The following is an 18,110-nucleotide window of genomic DNA, read 5'->3' on the forward strand; positions in this document are numbered from 1 at the left end:
GCCGCCGTCGACCTCGCGGGTGACATTGACCTTGCCATCACCGAGCTCGACCTTGGAGGCGAAGGTGCCCTGGGCCCAGCCCAAGAGCGCCGACAGCATCTGGCCGGTCTGGTTGGAATCGTCGTCGATCGCCTGCTTGCCGACGATGATCAGCCCCGGCTGTTCGGCCTCGGCAACGCCCTTGACGATCTTGGCGACAGTGAGCGGCTCGACCTGGTCCTCGGTCTCGACGAGGATTGCCCGGTCGGCGCCCATGGCAAGCGCTGTCCGCAGCGTCTCCTCGGCCTTGGCCGGACCGATCGACACGACGACAACTTCACTCGCCTTGCCGGCTTCCTTCAAGCGCAAAGCTTCTTCGACCGAGATCTCGTCGAACGGGTTCATCGACATCTTCACATTGGCAAGCTCGACGCCCGAACCGTCCGCCTTCACACGGATCTTGACGTTAAAGTCGACGACCCGTTTCACCGTTACCAGGATTTTCATGGATTCTTTCCCTCCAGCAGCGTTCGCAGGAAAATGCGCCTTAACAAAGCGGCCTGATTGTCGATTGGCGACATCGATACGCGTTTTTTCTCCAATTACAATCGCCAACCGCGACGCTAAATCGATATTAGACCAGGAACTTTATTAACGTTTACGTACACGTAAGATCAGCCTCTGGCAAGCGGGCAGGAGGGGCGTGTGGCGGAAACGTGGTTCTGACTAGGCGGTGCGGGTAATCCGTTGAAATTGCGGTGCATAATTCGTCAGATCGGGAACTTCCGCTTGGTTCTTCAGGTCGGGCGGCCCCAGGGGGTGGGCGGTTTCTGCTTGCCCGGCAGGGGCGCCTCCGTTCCCTCGGGCGGCCCGGACTCATGTTCGATGGCGCGTGGGCTGACAATCGTGCGGTCGAAGAGCGGCACGCCGCGGCGTCGCAAAACGACCACGAGAACGAGGCCGGCGAGGATACCGCCGATATGGGCGGCCCAGGAGACGCTGCCGCCCGGGTCGACAGCGAACATGTAGAACTGTTGCCCGATCCAGAAGGCGAGCGGAATGGCGGCCGGCAGCGGCAGGGGGATGCGGAAAAGCACGAGCACCCACACCCGGACCTTCGGGTGCAGCAGGAAATAGGCGGCGACCACGCCGGAGACGGCACCGGAGGCGCCGATCAGCGGTGCTTCCGAGGCGGGATCGATGAGCCCGTGCGCCAGCGCACCGGCGGCGGCGCACAGCAGATAGAACAGCAGAAAGCGGAGGTGCCCGAGGGCGTCCTCGACATTGTCGCCAAAGACCCAGAGAAATAGCATGTTCATCGCCAGATGCGTGAAGTCGCCATGCAGGAAGGAATAGGTGACGAAGGTGAATTCGTCCGGGATAAGCGCAAGGGCCGGGTCGAGAATGGCGTAGTCGAATACGATCGCCGGGATGTAACCAAAACCGAGCACGGCGGCATTGGCGAATTCCTCGGTAGCGATCGGTCCGGTGAAGAGCCAGACGGCGAAATTGACGGCGATCAGCGTCACCGTCACATATTGCATGTCGATATGCTTCAGGGCGTTCCTGTCGTGCAGCGGTATGAACATGCGATCCCCGGAAGCGTGATTTTGCGCGAGCCTATCTGTTCTTGCCCGGAACCCAAAGGACGTCGGCGCGTCCCATGTCGTTCGCCCAACGGGCGGCGACGAACAGGAAGTCGGAGAGCCGGTTGATATAGGCGATCGCCTCGCGGCTGACGATCTCGCCTTCGGTCTCGGCAAGCGCCACCATCTGCCGTTCGGCGCGGCGGGCGACGGTGCGGGCAACATGCAGCGCTGCGGAAGCGGCGCTGCCGGCAGGCAGCACGAAGGAGCGCAGCGGCTCGAGATCCGCGTTGAGCCGGTCGATCTCGGCTTCGAGGCGCGCCACCTGGGCGGCGGCGATCCTCAGCGGCTCATAGTCCTGCTTCTCGCCGGTCTCGGGTGTCGCGAGATCGGCGCCGAGATCGAAAAGATCATTCTGAATCCGCATCAGCATCTGATCGAGATCGGGCCTGTCGCCGGTATGCTGGCGCGCCAGTCCGACGAAGGCATTTGCCTCGTCGACGCTTCCATAGGCATCGACGCGGAGATCGCTCTTCGAGCGGCGAGGGCCGGCAACGAGGCCGGTCGTGCCATTGTCGCCGGTCCGGGTGTAGATCTTGTTGAGCTTGACCATCGTGACGTCGCTTGGTCCTCAGCTCGGCCGGCCGCCGCCGGTGACCCACAGCGTCAGCATGATCAGCACGAGTGCCAGCGCCTGCAGCGCGATGCGCGTCTGCATCAGCTTGTTGGACGTATTGCCGCTGCCCTTTCGCGCCATGTTCAACAGGCCGCGAATGAGCACGATCGCAACCAGGCCCATGACGAACAACGTCACAGCGGTCAGGAAACTGGGCATGTCGTCGCTCCTTCTATTCGATCAGCCGAGTCGGCCCATGATACGATAGAACAGCGCCGCCGGCAGGAGTTTCTTGAGCAGCACACCCTGTTTGGCGGGCCTGGTCACTACATAATGCGGCCTCGGCCGGCGCGCCGTCAAAGCATGTTTCAAAACGTGATAAACGGCCTCCGGGCCGAGCTTGCCGCGGGCCGGCTTGCTTTCGCCGCGCAGGCGTTTGAGCTGCTTCTCGTACTCCGCCCGGTGGACGGAATTCTTGAGATCGATGAAGCGCTCGACATAGGTGATGGCATTGGCGGTGAACTTCGACATAATCGGTCCCGGCTCGATCAGGCTGACCTCGATGCCGCTGCCGGCAAGCTCCATCCGCAATGTCAGCGACAGGGCCTCGAGAGCGGATTTCGAAGCATTGTAGGCGCCGCGCCAGCGATAGGGGACGAGACCGAGGATCGACGAGCATTGCACGATGCGGCCGCCGCCCCGAGCGCGCATCGCCGGAATGACGCGGCGCGTCAGATCGTGCCAGCCGATCACGTTGGTTTCGAGCTGCAGCCGCAACGCTTCCGTCGGCAGGTCCTCGACCGCGCCCGCCTGGCCGTAGGCGCCGTTGTTGAAGAGCGCGTCGATCCGCCCGCCGCTCAGCGCCATCACGGCTTCCACCAGCGCGGCGATCGTCTCCGGCCTGGTATAATCCATGAGGAAGGTTTCGATGCCTTCCTGTTCAAGCTCCTCCTGATCCTCCGGCCGCCGGACAGTCGCGAAGACCCGCCAGCCGTCGCTCTTCAGAGCGCGCGCGCAATAGGCGCCGATGCCGGATGAGCAGCCTGTGACGATGATGGTTGGGCGTTCAGACATCCGGTCGATTCCTGTAGAAATACCTGCCCGGTTTCCCATATTCACGACTGGGAGACAATTGAATTGCGCGCATTGTCATTGGTCGTGGCGGCGTGCAGCCTGTCACGCGGAAGGCGCGGGCACCACAGGAGACGGAATGCCGGCATCGCTTCGCATCATCTGGAAGGTTGTGTTCGACGCGCTCTGGCATTTCAGCGATGACGACGGCTGGGCGATGGCGAGCCATGTGGCCCTATCGTCGCTGATGGCGGTTTTCCCTTTCCTGATCTTTGGTACCGCACTCGGCAGCTTCCTCGGCGCCGACCAATTCGCGGTGACGGCCGTCCACCTGATCTTCGATGCCTGGCCGGAATCGATCGCCAAGCCCGTCGCCGACGAGATCATCGAGGTGCTGACGATTCAACGCGGCGGCGTCTTGACGCTTTCCGTCGTCGCGGCCGCCTATTTCGCATCGAACGGCGTCGAAGCGCTACGGATTGCGCTGAACAGGGCCTATCGCGTGGCGGAAAGCCGCCCCTGGTACATAACCCGGCTCGCAAGCCTCGGCTTCGTGCTTGCCGGCGTCCTCATCCTCGCCGTCATCAGCATTCTGCTGGTCGCCGTTCCGCTCGCCGTCCGCAATGCCGACCAATGGCTACCCTGGCTCGACGCCGTGCTGGCGACGGTCGACAATTGGGGCTTGGCGCTTGCACTCGCGATGCTGACCATGGGGCTGTTGGTTTCGCATCTGTGGCTGCCGGACGGGCACCGCAAGGTCGTCGACGTGCTGCCCGGCATCCTGCTCACGCTGCTTTTGTGGTCGATCGGCGCCTATGCCTTCGCCTCCTATCTGGCGGCCTTCTCCAACTATGTGGCAACCTATGCCGGCCTCGCCTCGATCGTGATCGTGCTGGTCTTTCTCTATATGGTCGGGGCAATCTTCATCGTCGGTGCCGAGATCAATGCTGCCATCCTGAAGTTCAAGGTCAAGCGCATGGTGGCACGCAGCTTCCAGGGGCGCGGCGAGGGACCGCCTTCTCTCTAGAAAGCTCTATGCCGCCTCCACGATCATGGCGCGCAGTTCCGCCGGAGAGCGCCCGGCGACCCGGAAGGCGGCAATGCCGGTGTCGCCGTTGCTCTTCGAGAGTTTCCTGCCGTCCGGCCCGAGGATGAGACGGTGATGATGGTAGACCGGTTCCGGCAGGTCGAGAAGCCGCTGGAGCAGGCGGTGGATGGAGGTCGCGTGGTAGAGGTCGCGGCCGCGCACGACATGGGTGATGCCCTGTAGTGCATCGTCGACGACCACCGAAAGATGGTAGCTCGAGGGCGCGTCCGAGCGCGACAGGACGACGTCGCCCCAGGCACGCGGATCCGCCGCGATCGGGCCGGTCTCGCCGGCAGGGCCGGCCCCGGTCTCACGCCACAGAAGCGGTTCGGCAAGGCGGCCGACCGCCTTCGCCACGTCGAGCCGCCAGGCGTGGGGACAACCGCCCGCAACGAGGTCCGCCTGCTCGCTTGCCGTCAGCTCACGCTCGCGCCCCGGATAGAGCGGCGTTCCGTCCGGATCGCGGGGCCATGCCTGTCCGCTCGCCTCGTGCGCCGCCACCGCCGTCTTGATCTCGCCGCGGGTCATCACGGAAGGATAGACAAGCCCCATGGTTCTCAAGCGTTCGAGCGCTGCCGCATAGAGATCGAGGTGATCGGATTGGCGCCGCACCGGTTGTTCCCAGATGAGACCCAGCCAGGCCAGATCCTCGAAGATCGCCGCCTCGAACTCCGGGCGGCAGCGCGTCCGGTCGATATCCTCGATCCTCAGCAGGAAACGTCCGCCCATCGCGCCCGCCATGTCGTGGTTGATGATGGCCGACAGGGCGTGGCCGAGATGCAGCAAGCCGTTCGGGCTTGGCGCGAAGCGGAAAACCGGTTGTGCTGGCGGCGGAACGGGCATTGTGCTCCTTTGCCATGGAAGCTGTATAAAGGTCATCCGCTATTTTGGAGGGTGCATGCGGATCATTCGCACAAGCGACGATATCGAGGCCGGCCTCGCGGGTCTCGTAATGCTCGACGCTCGCCTGGAGCACGTCCTCGACAAGGCCGGCCCGGTGCCGCTCAGGCGGACCGATCCGGGCTATCGCGGCCTTGCCAATATCATCGTTTCGCAAATGGTCTCCAAGGCGAGTGCGGCGGCGATCTGGAACCGCATGGAGGCGTCGCTCGGCGAGATCAGCGCCGACGCCGTGCTTTCGCTTGATGACGATGCCTGCCGGCAGTTTGGTCTTTCCCGCGCCAAGGCCGACACGCTGCGGCGGGTGGCGGCCGCGGCGGTTTCGGGCGAGATCGACCTTGATGGCATCTGCGATAGCGAGGCGGCCGCGGCGATCCATGAACTGACGGCGATCAAGGGCGTGGGGCGCTGGACGGCGGAAGTCTATCTGCTCTTCTGCGCCGGCCATCCGGACGTCTTTCCCTCCGGCGACGTGGCGCTGCAGAACGCCGTCGGTCACGCGCTCGGCTTCGAACTGCGCCCGACGGCAAGCGAGATCGATTCGCTCGCCGCTTCCTGGTCCCCCTGGCGGAGCGTCGCGGCCCGACTTTTCTGGGCCTATTATGCGCGTGAGATGCGGCGTGATGCGCTGCCCGTGACGCCTTGAAGAGAAAAGCGAATCCTTTATTTGGTTTTTCTTTCCGGCTTCACAATCCTGTCGCAACAGGCCTAATATAGAAGATGCAGATGCCGAATCGCTCAGGAGAATACGCTTGACGATTGCAGTCTCACCTCAGGCCCTGCCGGCGCTTGTGCTGAACGCCGACTACCGGCCGCTGAGTTATTACCCCTTGTCGCTCTGGTCCTGGCAGGACGCGATCAAGGCGGTCTTTCTCGACCGTGTGATAATCCTCGCCGAATACGAACACTCCGTCTCCTCGCCGAGCTTTTCGATGCGGCTGCCGAGTGTCGTCTGCCTGAAAAGCTACGTCCAGCCGTCGCGCTTTCCGGCCTTCACCCGGTTCAATGTCTTCCTGCGCGACAAGTTCGAGTGCCAGTATTGCGGATCCCCGGACGATCTGACCTTCGACCACGTGATCCCGCGCGCGCATGGCGGCCAGACGACATGGGAAAACGTCGTCGCGGCCTGTTCGCCCTGCAACCTGCGCAAGGGCAGCAAGCTGCCAAAACAGGCCCACATGTTCCCGCATCAAAGGCCGTATCAGCCGACCGTGCAGGACCTGCACAACAATGGACGGCTCTTCCCGCCCAACCATCTGCACGAAAGCTGGATGGACTATCTCTACTGGGATGTCGAACTGCAGCCGTAAGGCGGTGCCTATTTCACGTATCTCTCGCCGGTCCACAGGGCGGCGAGGGAGTCGTATTGGCGTGAAGGGTTGCGTCCTTACGCCTTGGCAGCGCCGCGTAACGCGATCGCTGCGAGGACCAGGCTGGCGATGACGTTCCAGCCGGCGAACGACAGACCAAGGACGCGGAGTGCCGCATCGGTGCAGGACGGGGCGTGCTTGGCGTCAAGGTCGCCGAGCAGGTCGCCGACATTCGAGGAAATGCCTTGGGCGGTCGTGGCGCAGGTCGACGGCCCTTCCCAGAAATGCCATTCGGCACCGGCGTGATAAACGCCGATCCCGGCGCCGACGAGCATCAGGACGCCCACAATGCCGAGCAGCGCGCGCGTCGTCCAGGCCGGCAGCTTCAGGATGCTGGCGAGAATGGCTAGCAGTCCAAGCGGAATGCCGTAGTAATAGGGATCGCGCTGCATGAGGCAGAGGGCGCAGGGGATATAGCCGCCGATATGCTCGAAACCGAGCGCGCCGCCGACGGTCGCCGCCATGCCAAGCGTGACGACAAGGGCGAGAAGCAGTTGCTGGCGCTGAGCGGCGGAAGCCTCGATCATGAATACCTCGCAAGGTGGGCGTAAACGGCGCCCGTCTTCTTATGTAGGTTCGGTTCCGCTGTAAATCGCCGTCACCGGCCCCCGGGCCGCACGCTTTTGTGATTGCCGTTGCGAAAATCGCAATTTCTCGATTGACCGGCGCGAAAACGATCGTGTAAATCCCAAACCGCTGATATCGCTCAGCCTTGGCCCCATTGGCGGAATTGGTAGACGCGCTCGACTCAAAATCGAGTTCCCAAAAGGAGTGCTGGTTCGACCCCGGCATGGGGCACCACTCGACCTCCTCGTTCGACAGCGAAAAAGAAATCCCGGCGGACTTCCGACCCGGGGTCAGCGTCCGAGGTTTTTCGCGGCGGCAAGGATCTGCGCCGCCGCGGGGAAGGTGCAGAGGCCGTTCGGCCCGTCGCGCGCCTCGATTTGCGCCCAGCCGACGATGCCGGTGGCGTCGACGAGAAAATGCCCAACGAGCTGGGTGCCGTGGTCCGCCAGGATCGCTTTGTCCGCTTCTACGAGCTCGAAGCCGTCGCTGGCATTGAGGACGACGTTGGCTTCCATGGGCTGCAAAGGCTCCGGAAACACGCCGGCAGGGTTGATGCGAGCCGCTTCGAATTGCGCCATGGTTGCGCGATGGGGCCATTCGGGCCGCTCGCTGCTGCCCTCGGGCAGAAATTCGCCGCGCGGAACGCCGAAGGCCCGGTGCGTGCGGCAATCCGGGTCGCATAGAAGCGTTACCGGCGTCGGCCGGTGGCGGAAGTAGAGGCGGGCGCGATCGACCGGCGTGTTGATCACCGCCACGGTCTCTATTCCGGCGGAACGTAGCGCAGGATGTAGACCGGCAAGCTGTTCCACCTGACGCCGGCAGAATGGGCAGTGCAAACCGCGAAAGAAGCCGATCAGGAACGGGCGACCGCGCAAATCGGCAAGCGAAATCGTACCTTCAAGATTGGCCGCGGCGAGCGCGAACGAGGGGGCGGGTTCTCCCGGCTGCAGCGGCCGGATCTGGTCTGCCATGGAATATTCCTCCGAGCGCGTCATGGGAGGTCTCGCAGCATGGGTTGGCACGACTTTGATTCCGACCGCCGTCGGGCTGAGGTCGCTTGAGCTCCGCACTATACCGGAAATGGTGTATTCACCCAATCAGGCAAGGTGTCAGCGGACCCGCGCCTGTTCCGAGGTTTCCTTCACCCGGCCCAAACCCATTGAATTCCACGGGGCGAAAGTGTTAGCTGCTGCGCTGCAGCAAACTCCAGCGCGCGGCCCATGCTACCGAAGATCGATACATACGACGAACTCTATCGCGACTTCCGCTGGCGGATCCCGGAAAGATTCAATATCGGCGTTGCCGTCTCCGACGCATGGGCGGCGCGGGATCCTGAACGTATCTGCCTGCAGCATTTCAGCCCGGACGGCGCGCATCAATCGCTGACCTACGGCGCCTTTGCGGATCGCTCCTCGGCCTTTGCCGGCGGGCTTGCCGCGCACGGCATCAAGCCGGGCGATCGTGTCGCCATCCTGCTGCCGCAGGGCTTCGAGGCGGCGGTCGCGCATGCGGCGATCTACAAGCTGGGCGCGATCGCCCTGCCGCTGGCGCTGCTTTTCGGGGGCGAGGCGCTCACCTACCGGCTGCAGGACGCCGGGGCGACGGCGGTCGTGACCAACCGCTTCGGCTACGAGCGGCTTCAGGCGATCCGGGGCGAACTGCCGGGGCTCCGGCTGGTGGTGCTGGCCGAGGACGAAGACCTACCCGGCACAGTGCGGTTCGACAGCCTCGCCTCGGGCGAGGGGCTTTTCGACGCCGCCGACACCGGGCCGGACGATCCGGCGCTGATGATCTATACGTCCGGCACGACCGGGCCGCCGAAAGGGGCGCTGCACGGCCATCGCGTGCTGCTCGGCCATTTGCCGGGATTCCAGTTTCACCATCACTTCCTGCCTCAGCGGGGCGACCGGATGTGGACGCCGGCCGATTGGGCCTGGGCGGGCGGCCTCCTGAACGCACTGCTGCCGTCGCTGTTCTTCGGCGTGCCGGTTGTTTCCTCGCCGGCGCAGAAGTTCGATCCGCACATCGCCTTCCGCATCATGGAAGAGATGAATGTGCGCAACGCCTTTATTCCGCCGACGGCGCTGAGGCTGCTCAAATCGGTCGATCGGCCCCGCGACCGCTACAGGCTCAATCTGAGAACGATCGGCTCGGCCGGCGAAGCGCTCGGGCGCGAGACCTTCGACTGGGCGAAGGCTGTGCTCGGCATCGAGGTCAGCGAATTCTACGGCCAGACGGAATGCAACATTGTTATCTCGTCGGCCGCCGACCTTGGTGTATTGAAGCCTGGCTCGATGGGTAAGGCGGCTCCGGGCCACACGGTGGCAATCATCGACGGCGAGGGGCGCGTGCTGCCGCCGGGCACGACCGGCCAAGTCGCGGTCAAGGGCCCTGATCCGGTGATGTTCCTCGGCTATTGGCGAAACGACAAGGCGACCGAGGCAAAGTTCATCGGCGACTGGATGACCACCGGCGACCAGGGCGTCATGGATCAGGAGGGTTACTTTACATTTTTCGGCCGCGATGACGACGTCATCACCTCGTCCGGCTACCGAATCGGACCCGGAGAGATCGAGGACTGTCTGGTCGGGCATCCGGACGTCCAGATGGCCGCGGCGATCGGCAAGCCGGACCCGATCCGCACCGAGATCGTCAAGGCCTATGTGGTGCTGAAGCCCGGTGCCGCCGCCGGCGACGAGACCGCGGCCGCGATCCGCGACTGGGTGAAGAACAGGCTTTCCATGCACGAATATCCGCGCGAGATCGAGTTCGTCGACAGCCTGCCGCTGACCACCTCGGGCAAGGTGATCCGGCGATTCCTGCGGGAGAGGGCTGCTGCCGAGGTGGAGGCAGCGCGCGACCGCTGATTCTGCCCGATCAGCGCCCGGCCAGCGCGCGGATCTTCTCGCGCAGCAGCCGCGCCATGTTGCGGGTGTTGCGGTAGAGGTGAAGCTGAGCCGCCACCTGGCGCACGTCGCGGTCGCGGTTCTGCTGCAGGCCGATCACCAGCGTCCCCATCTCCTCGCGCTCCTGCCAGAAGCGGGCGATCATCGGATGATCGGGCACGGCGCAGGAATCGGAGCGGGCGATATTGGCGTCGTCGAGGTGCCATTCGGTGAGCTCCGCCAGGAGCAGCTTGCCCGGCGAATATTTCGCGTAGTCCTCGTTATAGGCGGTCTTCCACGTATAGGCCTCGCCCGCCATCATGAGCACGACCATCGCGGCGATCGCCTTGCCGTCGAGATCGAGTGTGTGGATGCGGACGCTGTCGGCCTCGGCGAGATTGGTGATCGCTTCCCGGGCGAAGGCGGCGCGGAAGCGGTCCATGATCATGGCGCTGCGTTCGCGGCCCTTCCAGCCGGAGGCCTCGAGCGCCAGGAATTCCTCCAGACGCCAGCGAATTTCCTCCGGCTGACGCGCGACGCTGTAGGCGAGGTTGCCGTGTTTTTCGAGATTGTTCCACTGCCGTCGCAGTTCCTTGAAATGTGCCCGGCTGATCGCCTGGCGCAGATAGGCCGGGCCGTCGAGCAGGCTTTCGAGCATCGGCCGCTCGAAGGTATCGGTGACCGTCAACGGCAGGTTTTCGCCGATCGCCACGGCCCGGGCGAGCTGCGCGAACTTGCCCTTGAGGCGCACGTCCGGCAGCACCAGCACCTGCGGCAGGCCGGAAGAGGGCGTGGCGAGCGCCGTGTAGAGGTTGCTGATCGTCTCGGCGGCGTCTTCCGCGTCGAGAAGCGGCACGCCCAGGGGGCCGAAGGGATTGGACCAGCCGCGGATGATCGGCGCGCCGATCGAGAAGCCCGGCTTTTCGATCGAGAAAGGCATCAGGAAGCGCAGCCGGCTGCTGCGCTCGTTGCTGTCGCGGATGACAGCGAGGCGAATCACCCGATCCTCCAGCCGCGGCATGGCGGGCGCCAGGAAGCGGCCGGTGAAGAAGACGTTCGGCTCGATGGCGCGGTTGGACAGAAAGTCGAGCTCCCGCTGCAGCTCGTAGCCGGAGCGGGCCTGGTAGATGGCCAGGTGCCGCCCGGGTCGCCCCACCATCAGGGTGCGTTCGGCCTGCGTCGGATCGACGCCAGGCTGCGCCAGGCCGCCGAGCAGCCGGTTCGCGCTTCCGTGAGCTTCCCCGGGGAACTGGATGTTGCCGTTCATGGCTTGATCGCCTCGTTCTCGTCATGGCCCGTCCTTGCGCCGGAGAGCGCCAGGAGCGTGAAACCAAAGGTGTGCCTCACCGCCACATGGAGGATCGCTGCCTCCACGAACATCGCTCCCGCAGTCGCTGAGGCCGCTCCGGTCAAGCCAAAGAGCGGAATGAGCGTAACGTTGAGCGCGACATTGGCACCGAGCGCTGCCACATAGAGGATGACGCAAAGCTTTTGCCGTCCGGCCATCGTCAGCAGCGTCTCGGCGGGGCCGATAAAGGCCTTGGCGAGGATGCCGGTGAGCAGGATCGCCATCAGTGGAGCACCGGCAGGGAACGCCGGGCCGAACAGCGACAGTAGCAGCGGCCCCGCCAGCACGACGGTGCAGCCAATGGCGAGCGACGGCCAGAACGACCAGCGGGCGCTTTCAATGGCGATTTCGGCCAATTGATGCCGGTCGCGCGCAGCCATGGCCGCCGAAAAGCGCGGGCCGGCCGCCGCCCTGACCGCGAACATGACGAAATGGACAAGCGCCATGGTCTTCGCCGCGGCAAAGTAGATCGCCACGTCGTCCGGCTTCACATAGAGGCCGACGATCACCACGTCGGAATTGGTCAAGAGGAAGCCGAAACCGTCCACGAGGAATATCGGGATGGAAACGCGTAGCCAGCGGCCGAGTTCGATCTTCATCGGGCCGGGAAGGTAGTGCCGGTCGAGCCGCCAGACCATTGCTGTGAACTGGGCGAGCGTCGTCACATAGGTCGCGGCAAGCGCTGCAGCCATCGCCGTCGGCGCGGCGGGCGGCAGCCCGGCAATCGTTGCAAGGACCATGAAGGCGAGGATCAGCAGCGGCCGCACGAGGAAGGTCGGGCTCATTGCCGCGATAGGCCAGCTATGGGCCCGCGCCGTGCCGTCCATCACGTCGCCGAGCGCAACCATCGGCAGGGTGATGAGACCGAGATAGAGGGGGACGAAGTAGTAGCCGTCGATCGCTTTGCCGAAGAGCCAGAGGCCCGCTGCTCCGATCACGGCAAGGACGGTTGCGGAAAGGAGCGCGAAGATGCGCGCCGTCGTCGTCAGGCCGCGGATTTCCGCAAAGCCCGAGGTCGTGCTGTATTCCGGCAGAAACCGAATGACCGCAGTGTGGAGCCCGAGGCAGGAGAGATTGCCGAACAGGACCGTCATCACCCAGACGAAGATGAAGATGCCATATTCGAACTCGCCCATGAGGCGCGCGAGAAAGATCTGCGAAGTGAAGGCGATTGCCGCGCTTAGGATGCGGATCACGAAGGTGATCACGGCCATGCGCTGGGCGCGACTGCGGGTATCGGAGCCGGTGAGCGCGGGCAGGAGCCGCTCCAGGGAATCGGACAGGCGGTGCCTCAGCGCCGACGGCAGCATTCGTCCGGCCGTTTGACATACCGCCATCAACACGAAGACACCCTGAGATTACGCAATACAGGGCATCACTTCTGCCAGAACAGCGTTAACAAACGGTTCAGCAAGCCGCTCTATGGCGCGGTCTCGGATGCGAACATGCCGCCCGAAGGCGGCATCTCGTCAGGCTTCGTAGCTTCCGTGGCAATGCTTGTATTTCTTGCCCGAACCGCAGGGGCAGGGCTCGTTGCGCCCGACATTGCCCCAAGTGGACGGGTCGGCCGTGTTGCGCTTTGCCGGTGAGGCGGCGAGAAGCGGTGCCTGCGCGAAATCGTCCTCGCCGGTAATCGGGTCGAAATGATGGGCTTCCATCGGCGGCAGCGGCTGCGGCTCCTGGGGCGCCTCGCGCACCAGCTCGACGCGCATCAGCTGTGCCGATACCGCCTGGCGGAGATTGATGAGCAGAGCCTGGAAGAGCTCGAAGGCTTCGGACTTGTATTCCTGCAGCGGGTCGCGTTGGGCATAGCCGCGGAAGCCGATGACCGAACGGAGATGGTCGAGGTTGACGATGTGCTCGCGCCAAAGGTGATCGAGCGTCTGCAGGACGACCGAGCGTTCGACATATTGCATGATTTCCGGCCCGAAGCGCTCGGCGCGGTCGGCGGCGGCCTTGTCGGCTGCGGCCGTGATGCGCTCCAGAATGTCGTCCTCGGCGATCCCTTCCTCTCCGACCCATTCGGTAATCGGAAGCTCGAGGTTAAGATACTGCTGAACGTCGGCCTTGAGCCCTTCCGCGTCCCATTGCTCGGCATAGGCCCGCTCGGGAATGCGCTTGGCGACAATGTCCCCGATCACTTCGTTGCGCATGTCGGTGACCGTCTCGGTGACGCTTTCGGCATCCATGAGTTCGAGGCGCTGCTCGAAGATGACCTTGCGCTGATCGTTGAGCACGTCGTCATATTTCAAGAGGTTCTTGCGGATGTCGAAGTTGCGGGCCTCGACTTTTTTCTGGGCGCGTTCGAGCGCCTTGTTGATCCAGGGATGGACGATCGCCTCGCCCTCCTTGAGGCCCAGCTTCTGCAGCATGCCGTCCATCCGGTCGGAGCCGAAGATGCGCATCAGGTCGTCCTGCAACGACAGATAGAACTTCGAGCGACCCGGGTCGCCCTGGCGGCCGGAGCGGCCGCGCAGCTGGTTGTCAATGCGGCGGCTTTCGTGGCGTTCGGTGGCAAGGACGTAAAGGCCGCCGGCGGCGAGCGCCTTGTCCTTGAGCTTCTGCACCTCCTCGCGGATCGCTTTCTCGCGCGCGTCGCGCTCGGCGCCGGGCTCGACCTCGGCCAGTTCCTGCTGGATGCGCATGTCCGGGTTGCCGCCGAGCTGGATGTCGGTGCCGCGGCCGGCCATGTTGGTGGCGATCGTGACGGCGCCCGGCACGCCCGCCTGGGCGACGATATAGGCTTCCTGTTCGTGGTAACGGGCGTTCAGCACCTGGAATTTCGAGAAGCCGCTCTTCTTCAGCATGTCGGCAAGCAGCTCGGATTTCTCAATGGACGTGGTGCCGACAAGCATCGGCTGGCCGCGCTCGTGCGCCGCCTTGATCTCGTCGATGATCGCCTTGTATTTCTCGCCGGCGGTTCGATAGACCTCGTCGTCCTCGTCGCGGCGCTGGATCGGCAGGTTGGTCGGCACTTCGACCACTTCGAGGCCGTAGATGTTGCCAAATTCCTCGGCTTCCGTCGCGGCTGTGCCGGTCATGCCGGCAAGCTTCTCGTACATGCGGAAGTAGTTCTGGAAGGTGACCGAGGCGAGCGTCTGGTTCTCCGGCTGGATCTGCACCTTCTCCTTGGCCTCGAGCGCCTGGTGCTGGCCCTCGGAGTAGCGGCGGCCCGGCATCATGCGGCCGGTGAACTCGTCGATGATGACGATTTCGCCGTTGCGCACGATGTAGTCCTTGTCGCGCGTGAACAGCTTGTGGGCCTTCAGGGCGTTGTTGACGTGGTGGACGATCGCGACGTTCTCGATGTCGTAGAGCGACTCGCCCTTCAGCAGCCCGGCCTCGCGCAAGAGGTTCTCGAGCTTCTCGGTGCCTTCTTCCGAGAAATTGGCCGAGCGCTGCTTTTCGTCGATCTCGTAGTCTTCCGGCGACAGCAGCGGAATGAAGTCGTTGATCGTATTGTAGAGCTCGGAGCGGTCATCGAGCGGGCCTGAGATGATCAGCGGCGTGCGCGCCTCGTCGACCAAGATCGAGTCCACCTCGTCGACGATCGCGAAGAAGTGACCGCGCTGCACCATCTGGGCGCGTTCATATTTCATGTTGTCGCGCAGATAGTCGAAGCCGAGCTCGTTGTTGGTCGCGTAGGTGACGTCGCAGGCATAGGCGTCGCGGCGCTGCTCGTCGGTCAGGCCATGGACGATGACGCCCGTCGTCAGCCCGAGGAAGCCGTAGATCCGCCCCATCATGCCGGCGTCGCGCTGGGCGAGATAGTCGTTGACCGTGACGACATGCACGCCCTTGCCAGCGAGCGCGTTGAGGTAGACGGGCAGCGTTGCGACGAGTGTCTTGCCCTCGCCGGTCTTCATTTCGGAGATGGAGCGCTCGTGCAGGATCATGCCGCCGATGAGCTGGACGTCGAAGGGACGCAGGCCGAGCACGCGGCGGGCGGCCTCGCGCACCACCGCAAAGGCCGGCACGAGGATGTCATCGAGGGTCTTGCCTTCGCCGAGCTGGCTCCGAAACTCCGCCGTCTTTGACGCGAGCGCTTCGTCGCTCAGCGTCTTCATTTCGGCTTCGAGAGCGTTGATCGCATCCACCCGACCCTGGTAGCCGCGGACGCGGCGATCGTTGGAGGAACCAAACAACTTGCGGGCAAGGCCGCCGAGACTGACCATCCGATGGTCCTTTCCTTATTTATCGCCCTGGGGGTTTCAGGTCCGGCTCGAAAAACCGTCTAATGCCCGTGAAACGCCCGGAAACTGTTCTGGACGCGAGGTTGCGTGACAGATAAGAGGGGGGTCGGATTATGTCAACGCACTTGCGCGGCCGGACGGCTACAGAACCGCCACATTCTGGTGTTGTGCAGCCCTCTCGAAGGGCCGGAGGCAATCGCGCTGGCGGCCAATGGTGAAAGGTAAGAAACATGTCTAGATACAAGACCCTGGCGGCCGCGGCACTGGTCGCGATGATGGCCGCAGGCGTCGCCCGCGCCGAAGGAACCGATCCGGTCGTCGCGAAGGTCGGCGAGCAGGAAATCCGCCAGTCGGAGCTTGATCTCGCGATCACCAGCCTCGACCCGCAACTCCAGCGGATGCCCGACGAACAGAAGCGCGCCGCAGCCCTTTCCGCCGTCATCGACGTCAAGCTGCTCGTCAAGGATGCCGAGAAGGAAGGCCTGCAAAATGACGCGACCTTCAAGCAGCGCGTCGCCTTCCTGACCGAGCGCGAACTTCACAACGCCTTCTTCAAGAAGCATGTCGTCGATGCGGTGACGAAGGAAGAGGTGAAGGCCCGCTACGACAAGGAAATCGCCGCCATCCCGGCGCAGGAAGAGGTCAAGGCCCGCCACATCCTCGTCAAGACCGAGGACGAGGCCAAGGCAGTCATCAAGGAACTGGACGCCGGCAAGAGCTTCGTCGAACTCGCCAAGGCCAAGTCCACCGATCCGAACAAGGACGATGGCGGCGACCTCGGCTACTTCACAAAGGGCCGGATGGTGCCCGAATTCGAGACGGCCGCTTTCGCGCTCGAGAAGGGCACCTATACGAAGACGCCGGTCAAGACCCAGTTCGGCTTCCATGTGATCCTCATCGAGGACAAGCGTCCGCAGGCGCCTCCGGCGCTCGAGCAGGTCGAGCCCCAGGTTCGTCAGCTCGTCATGCGCGACAAGTACCTTGCGCTGCTGGACACTGCTAAAAAGGCGACCGGCGTCGAGATTTCCGATCCGGCGCTGAAGAAGGCCTATGAAGACGCCGGCAAGGCGCGCCAAGCCCAGTAAGCTCTGCGGGGCGCCTCCTCAAGGATAGCCCCGCGCCAGAGCGGAGAAGAGGCGCTCGCGCCTGCCGCTCGCCAGAGACAGAGATCGGGATGCCCGGCGGCTGAATGCCGCTCGGGCATTTCTCGCACCAATTCTAGACATTCAACCAGGGTTTGCCATGTCCGGTACCGTTTCTCCGCTTGCTCCGAAAACCTTTGTCGAAATGCCGGCCCTTCGCGGCGTACGCATGGCAACCGCCGCCGCGGGGATCAAGTACAAGAACCGCACCGACGTGTTGATGATGGTCTTTGATCAGCCGGCGGCGGTGGCCGGTGTCTTCACCCGCTCGAAGTGCCCGTCTGCTCCCGTCGACTTCTGCCGCAAGAATCTCCCCGGCGGTCGCGCACGCGCCGTGGTCGTCAATTCGGGCAATGCCAACGCCTTCACCGGCAAGAAGGGTAGGGAGGCAACCGAGCTCACCGCGCAGTCTGCCGCCAGGGCGGTCGGCTGCAGCGAGGGCGAGATTTTCCTGGCCTCGACGGGCGTGATCGGCGAACCGCTCGACGCCAACAAATTCGCCGGTGTGCTCGACGGGCTTGCGGCATCGGCCAAGGAGGACTTCTGGTTCGAGGCCGCCAAGGCGATCATGACCACGGACACCTATCCGAAGGTCGCGACGCGCAGCGCCGAGATCGGCGGTGCCACTGTCACCATCAACGGCATCGCCAAGGGTGCCGGCATGATCGCGCCGGACATGGCGACCATGCTTTCCTTCGTGGTAACCGATGCCGATATCGCACCCGCGGCGCTTCAGGCGCTACTTTCGGCCGGCGTCGGGCCCAGCTTCAACGCCGTGACGGTCGACAGCGATACGTCCACTTCCGACACCTTGATGCTGTTTGCCACCGGCGCCGCGGCCAAGGACGGTCAGGGGAGGGTGGAGGATGCGGGCGATCCTCGGCTTAACTCCTTCGTGGCCGCGCTCAACGATCTGCTGCGCGACCTAGCACTGCAGGTGGTGCGCGACGGCGAAGGCGCGCGCAAGATGGTGGAAGTGATAGTCGAGGGTGCCGAGAACGACGCTGCCGCCAAGCGCATCGCACTTTCGATCGCCAATTCGCCGCTCGTCAAGACGGCAGTTGCCGGCGAGGACGCCAACTGGGGCCGGGTGGTCATGGCGGTCGGAAAGTCCGGCGAGATGGCCGAGCGCGACAGGCTGGCGATCTGGTTCGGAGACGTCCGCGTCGCCGTCGAGGGCGAGCGCGACCCGGCCTATTCGGAAGCGGCAGCGACCGCCGTGATGAAGGGCCAGGATATTCCGATCCGTGTCGACATAGGTCTCGGTCCGGGCCGCGCCACGGTCTATACCTGCGACCTCACCAAGGAATATGTCGAGATCAACGGCGACTACAGAAGCTGACGCGGCCGCGAGCTTGATCGAGAC

The 18,110-nt window shown here is 64.0% G+C and carries 17 protein-coding genes and 1 tRNA gene; 7 read left to right on the top strand and 11 right to left on the bottom strand.

What is annotated here, in order from left to right; genetic code table 11:
• The 5 genes from ATC00_RS17770 to ATC00_RS17790 form a co-directional block, all read right to left on the bottom strand.
• A partial coding sequence (locus tag ATC00_RS17770; RefSeq protein ID WP_064253816.1) for an electron transfer flavoprotein subunit beta/FixA family protein occupies positions 1–486 on the bottom strand: 486 nt, incomplete at its 3' end.
• 290 nt (positions 487–776) lie between these two features.
• Complete coding sequence (locus tag ATC00_RS17775; RefSeq protein WP_037388550.1) at positions 777–1,568, bottom strand: rhomboid family intramembrane serine protease; 792 nt, start codon at positions 1,566–1,568, stop codon at positions 777–779.
• 31 nt (positions 1,569–1,599) lie between these two features.
• Complete coding sequence (locus tag ATC00_RS17780) at positions 1,600–2,178, bottom strand: cob(I)yrinic acid a,c-diamide adenosyltransferase (protein WP_064253817.1); 579 nt, start codon at positions 2,176–2,178, stop codon at positions 1,600–1,602.
• Between the two features lie 18 nt (positions 2,179–2,196).
• Positions 2,197–2,400: a twin transmembrane helix small protein gene (locus tag ATC00_RS17785; protein WP_012709193.1), complete on the bottom strand. Its 204-nt coding sequence runs from the start codon at positions 2,398–2,400 to the stop codon at positions 2,197–2,199.
• 21 nt (positions 2,401–2,421) lie between these two features.
• Positions 2,422–3,255: an SDR family oxidoreductase gene (locus ATC00_RS17790; RefSeq protein WP_037388540.1), complete on the bottom strand. Its 834-nt coding sequence runs from the start codon at positions 3,253–3,255 to the stop codon at positions 2,422–2,424.
• A gap of 136 nt (positions 3,256–3,391) precedes the next feature.
• On the opposite strand from ATC00_RS17790, the gene ATC00_RS17795 reads away from it, so the two are divergent.
• Positions 3,392–4,279, top strand: a complete 888-nt coding sequence (locus ATC00_RS17795; RefSeq protein WP_064253818.1) for a YihY/virulence factor BrkB family protein — start codon at positions 3,392–3,394, stop codon at positions 4,277–4,279.
• 6 nt (positions 4,280–4,285) lie between these two features.
• On the opposite strand, the gene gluQRS is transcribed toward ATC00_RS17795, so the two are convergent.
• On the bottom strand, positions 4,286–5,182 hold the full coding sequence (gene gluQRS, locus ATC00_RS17800; protein WP_064253819.1) for a tRNA glutamyl-Q(34) synthetase GluQRS: 897 nt from the start codon (positions 5,180–5,182) through the stop codon (positions 4,286–4,288).
• 55 nt (positions 5,183–5,237) lie between these two features.
• Here gluQRS and ATC00_RS17805 point away from each other — a divergent pair, with 55 nt between their 5' ends.
• Together ATC00_RS17805 and ATC00_RS17810 are read left to right on the top strand one after the other, a co-directional pair.
• The gene (locus ATC00_RS17805; RefSeq protein WP_037388534.1) at positions 5,238–5,885 is read left to right on the top strand and encodes a DNA-3-methyladenine glycosylase family protein; all 648 of its coding nucleotides are present in this window, start codon (positions 5,238–5,240) and stop codon (positions 5,883–5,885) included.
• 106 nt (positions 5,886–5,991) lie between these two features.
• The gene (locus ATC00_RS17810; RefSeq protein ID WP_037388531.1) at positions 5,992–6,549 is read left to right on the top strand and encodes an HNH endonuclease; all 558 of its coding nucleotides are present in this window, start codon (positions 5,992–5,994) and stop codon (positions 6,547–6,549) included.
• A gap of 77 nt (positions 6,550–6,626) precedes the next feature.
• Here ATC00_RS17810 and ATC00_RS17815 read toward each other — a convergent pair whose 3' ends face one another.
• Positions 6,627–7,136: a disulfide bond formation protein B gene (locus ATC00_RS17815; RefSeq protein WP_037388529.1), complete on the bottom strand. Its 510-nt coding sequence runs from the start codon at positions 7,134–7,136 to the stop codon at positions 6,627–6,629.
• A 188-nt stretch (positions 7,137–7,324) separates the two neighbouring features.
• Here ATC00_RS17815 and ATC00_RS17820 point away from each other — a divergent pair.
• A tRNA-Leu gene (locus ATC00_RS17820) sits at positions 7,325–7,410 on the top strand.
• 56 nt (positions 7,411–7,466) lie between these two features.
• Here ATC00_RS17820 and ATC00_RS17825 read toward each other — a convergent pair.
• On the bottom strand, positions 7,467–8,147 hold the full coding sequence (locus ATC00_RS17825) for a redoxin domain-containing protein (RefSeq protein ID WP_037388919.1): 681 nt from the start codon (positions 8,145–8,147) through the stop codon (positions 7,467–7,469).
• Positions 8,148–8,396: 249 nt separating this feature from the next.
• On the opposite strand from ATC00_RS17825, the gene ATC00_RS17830 reads away from it, so the two are divergent.
• Positions 8,397–10,043, top strand: coding sequence for an AMP-binding protein (locus tag ATC00_RS17830; protein ID WP_064253820.1), 1,647 nt, complete (start codon positions 8,397–8,399; stop codon positions 10,041–10,043).
• A gap of 10 nt (positions 10,044–10,053) precedes the next feature.
• Here ATC00_RS17830 and ATC00_RS17835 read toward each other — a convergent pair whose 3' ends face one another.
• The 3 genes from ATC00_RS17835 to secA form a co-directional block, all read right to left on the bottom strand.
• A complete protein-coding gene (locus tag ATC00_RS17835; RefSeq protein WP_064253821.1) occupies positions 10,054–11,328 on the bottom strand; it encodes a GNAT family N-acetyltransferase in 1,275 nt (424 codons plus the stop codon).
• Positions 11,325–12,719, bottom strand: a complete 1,395-nt coding sequence (locus ATC00_RS17840; RefSeq protein WP_173827776.1) for a lipopolysaccharide biosynthesis protein — start codon at positions 12,717–12,719, stop codon at positions 11,325–11,327. Before ATC00_RS17840 ends, ATC00_RS17835 begins: the two co-directional genes overlap by 4 nt.
• A 159-nt stretch (positions 12,720–12,878) precedes the next feature.
• Complete coding sequence (gene secA, locus ATC00_RS17845; protein ID WP_064253823.1) at positions 12,879–15,584, bottom strand: preprotein translocase subunit SecA; 2,706 nt, start codon at positions 15,582–15,584, stop codon at positions 12,879–12,881.
• A 248-nt stretch (positions 15,585–15,832) separates the two neighbouring features.
• Here secA and ATC00_RS17850 point away from each other — a divergent pair, with 248 nt between their 5' ends.
• Positions 15,833–16,687 (top strand): peptidylprolyl isomerase, encoded by an 855-nt coding sequence (locus tag ATC00_RS17850; protein WP_064253824.1) that lies wholly within the window; start codon positions 15,833–15,835, stop codon positions 16,685–16,687.
• 157 nt (positions 16,688–16,844) lie between these two features.
• On the top strand, positions 16,845–18,086 hold the full coding sequence (gene argJ, locus ATC00_RS17855) for a bifunctional glutamate N-acetyltransferase/amino-acid acetyltransferase ArgJ (RefSeq protein ID WP_064253825.1): 1,242 nt from the start codon (positions 16,845–16,847) through the stop codon (positions 18,084–18,086).
• The last annotated feature ends 24 nt before the right edge of the window (positions 18,087–18,110 follow it).

Origin of the sequence: Sinorhizobium americanum (assembly GCF_001651855.1) — a bacterium.
GTDB classification, from domain to species: Bacteria; Pseudomonadota; Alphaproteobacteria; order Rhizobiales; family Rhizobiaceae; genus Sinorhizobium; species Sinorhizobium americanum.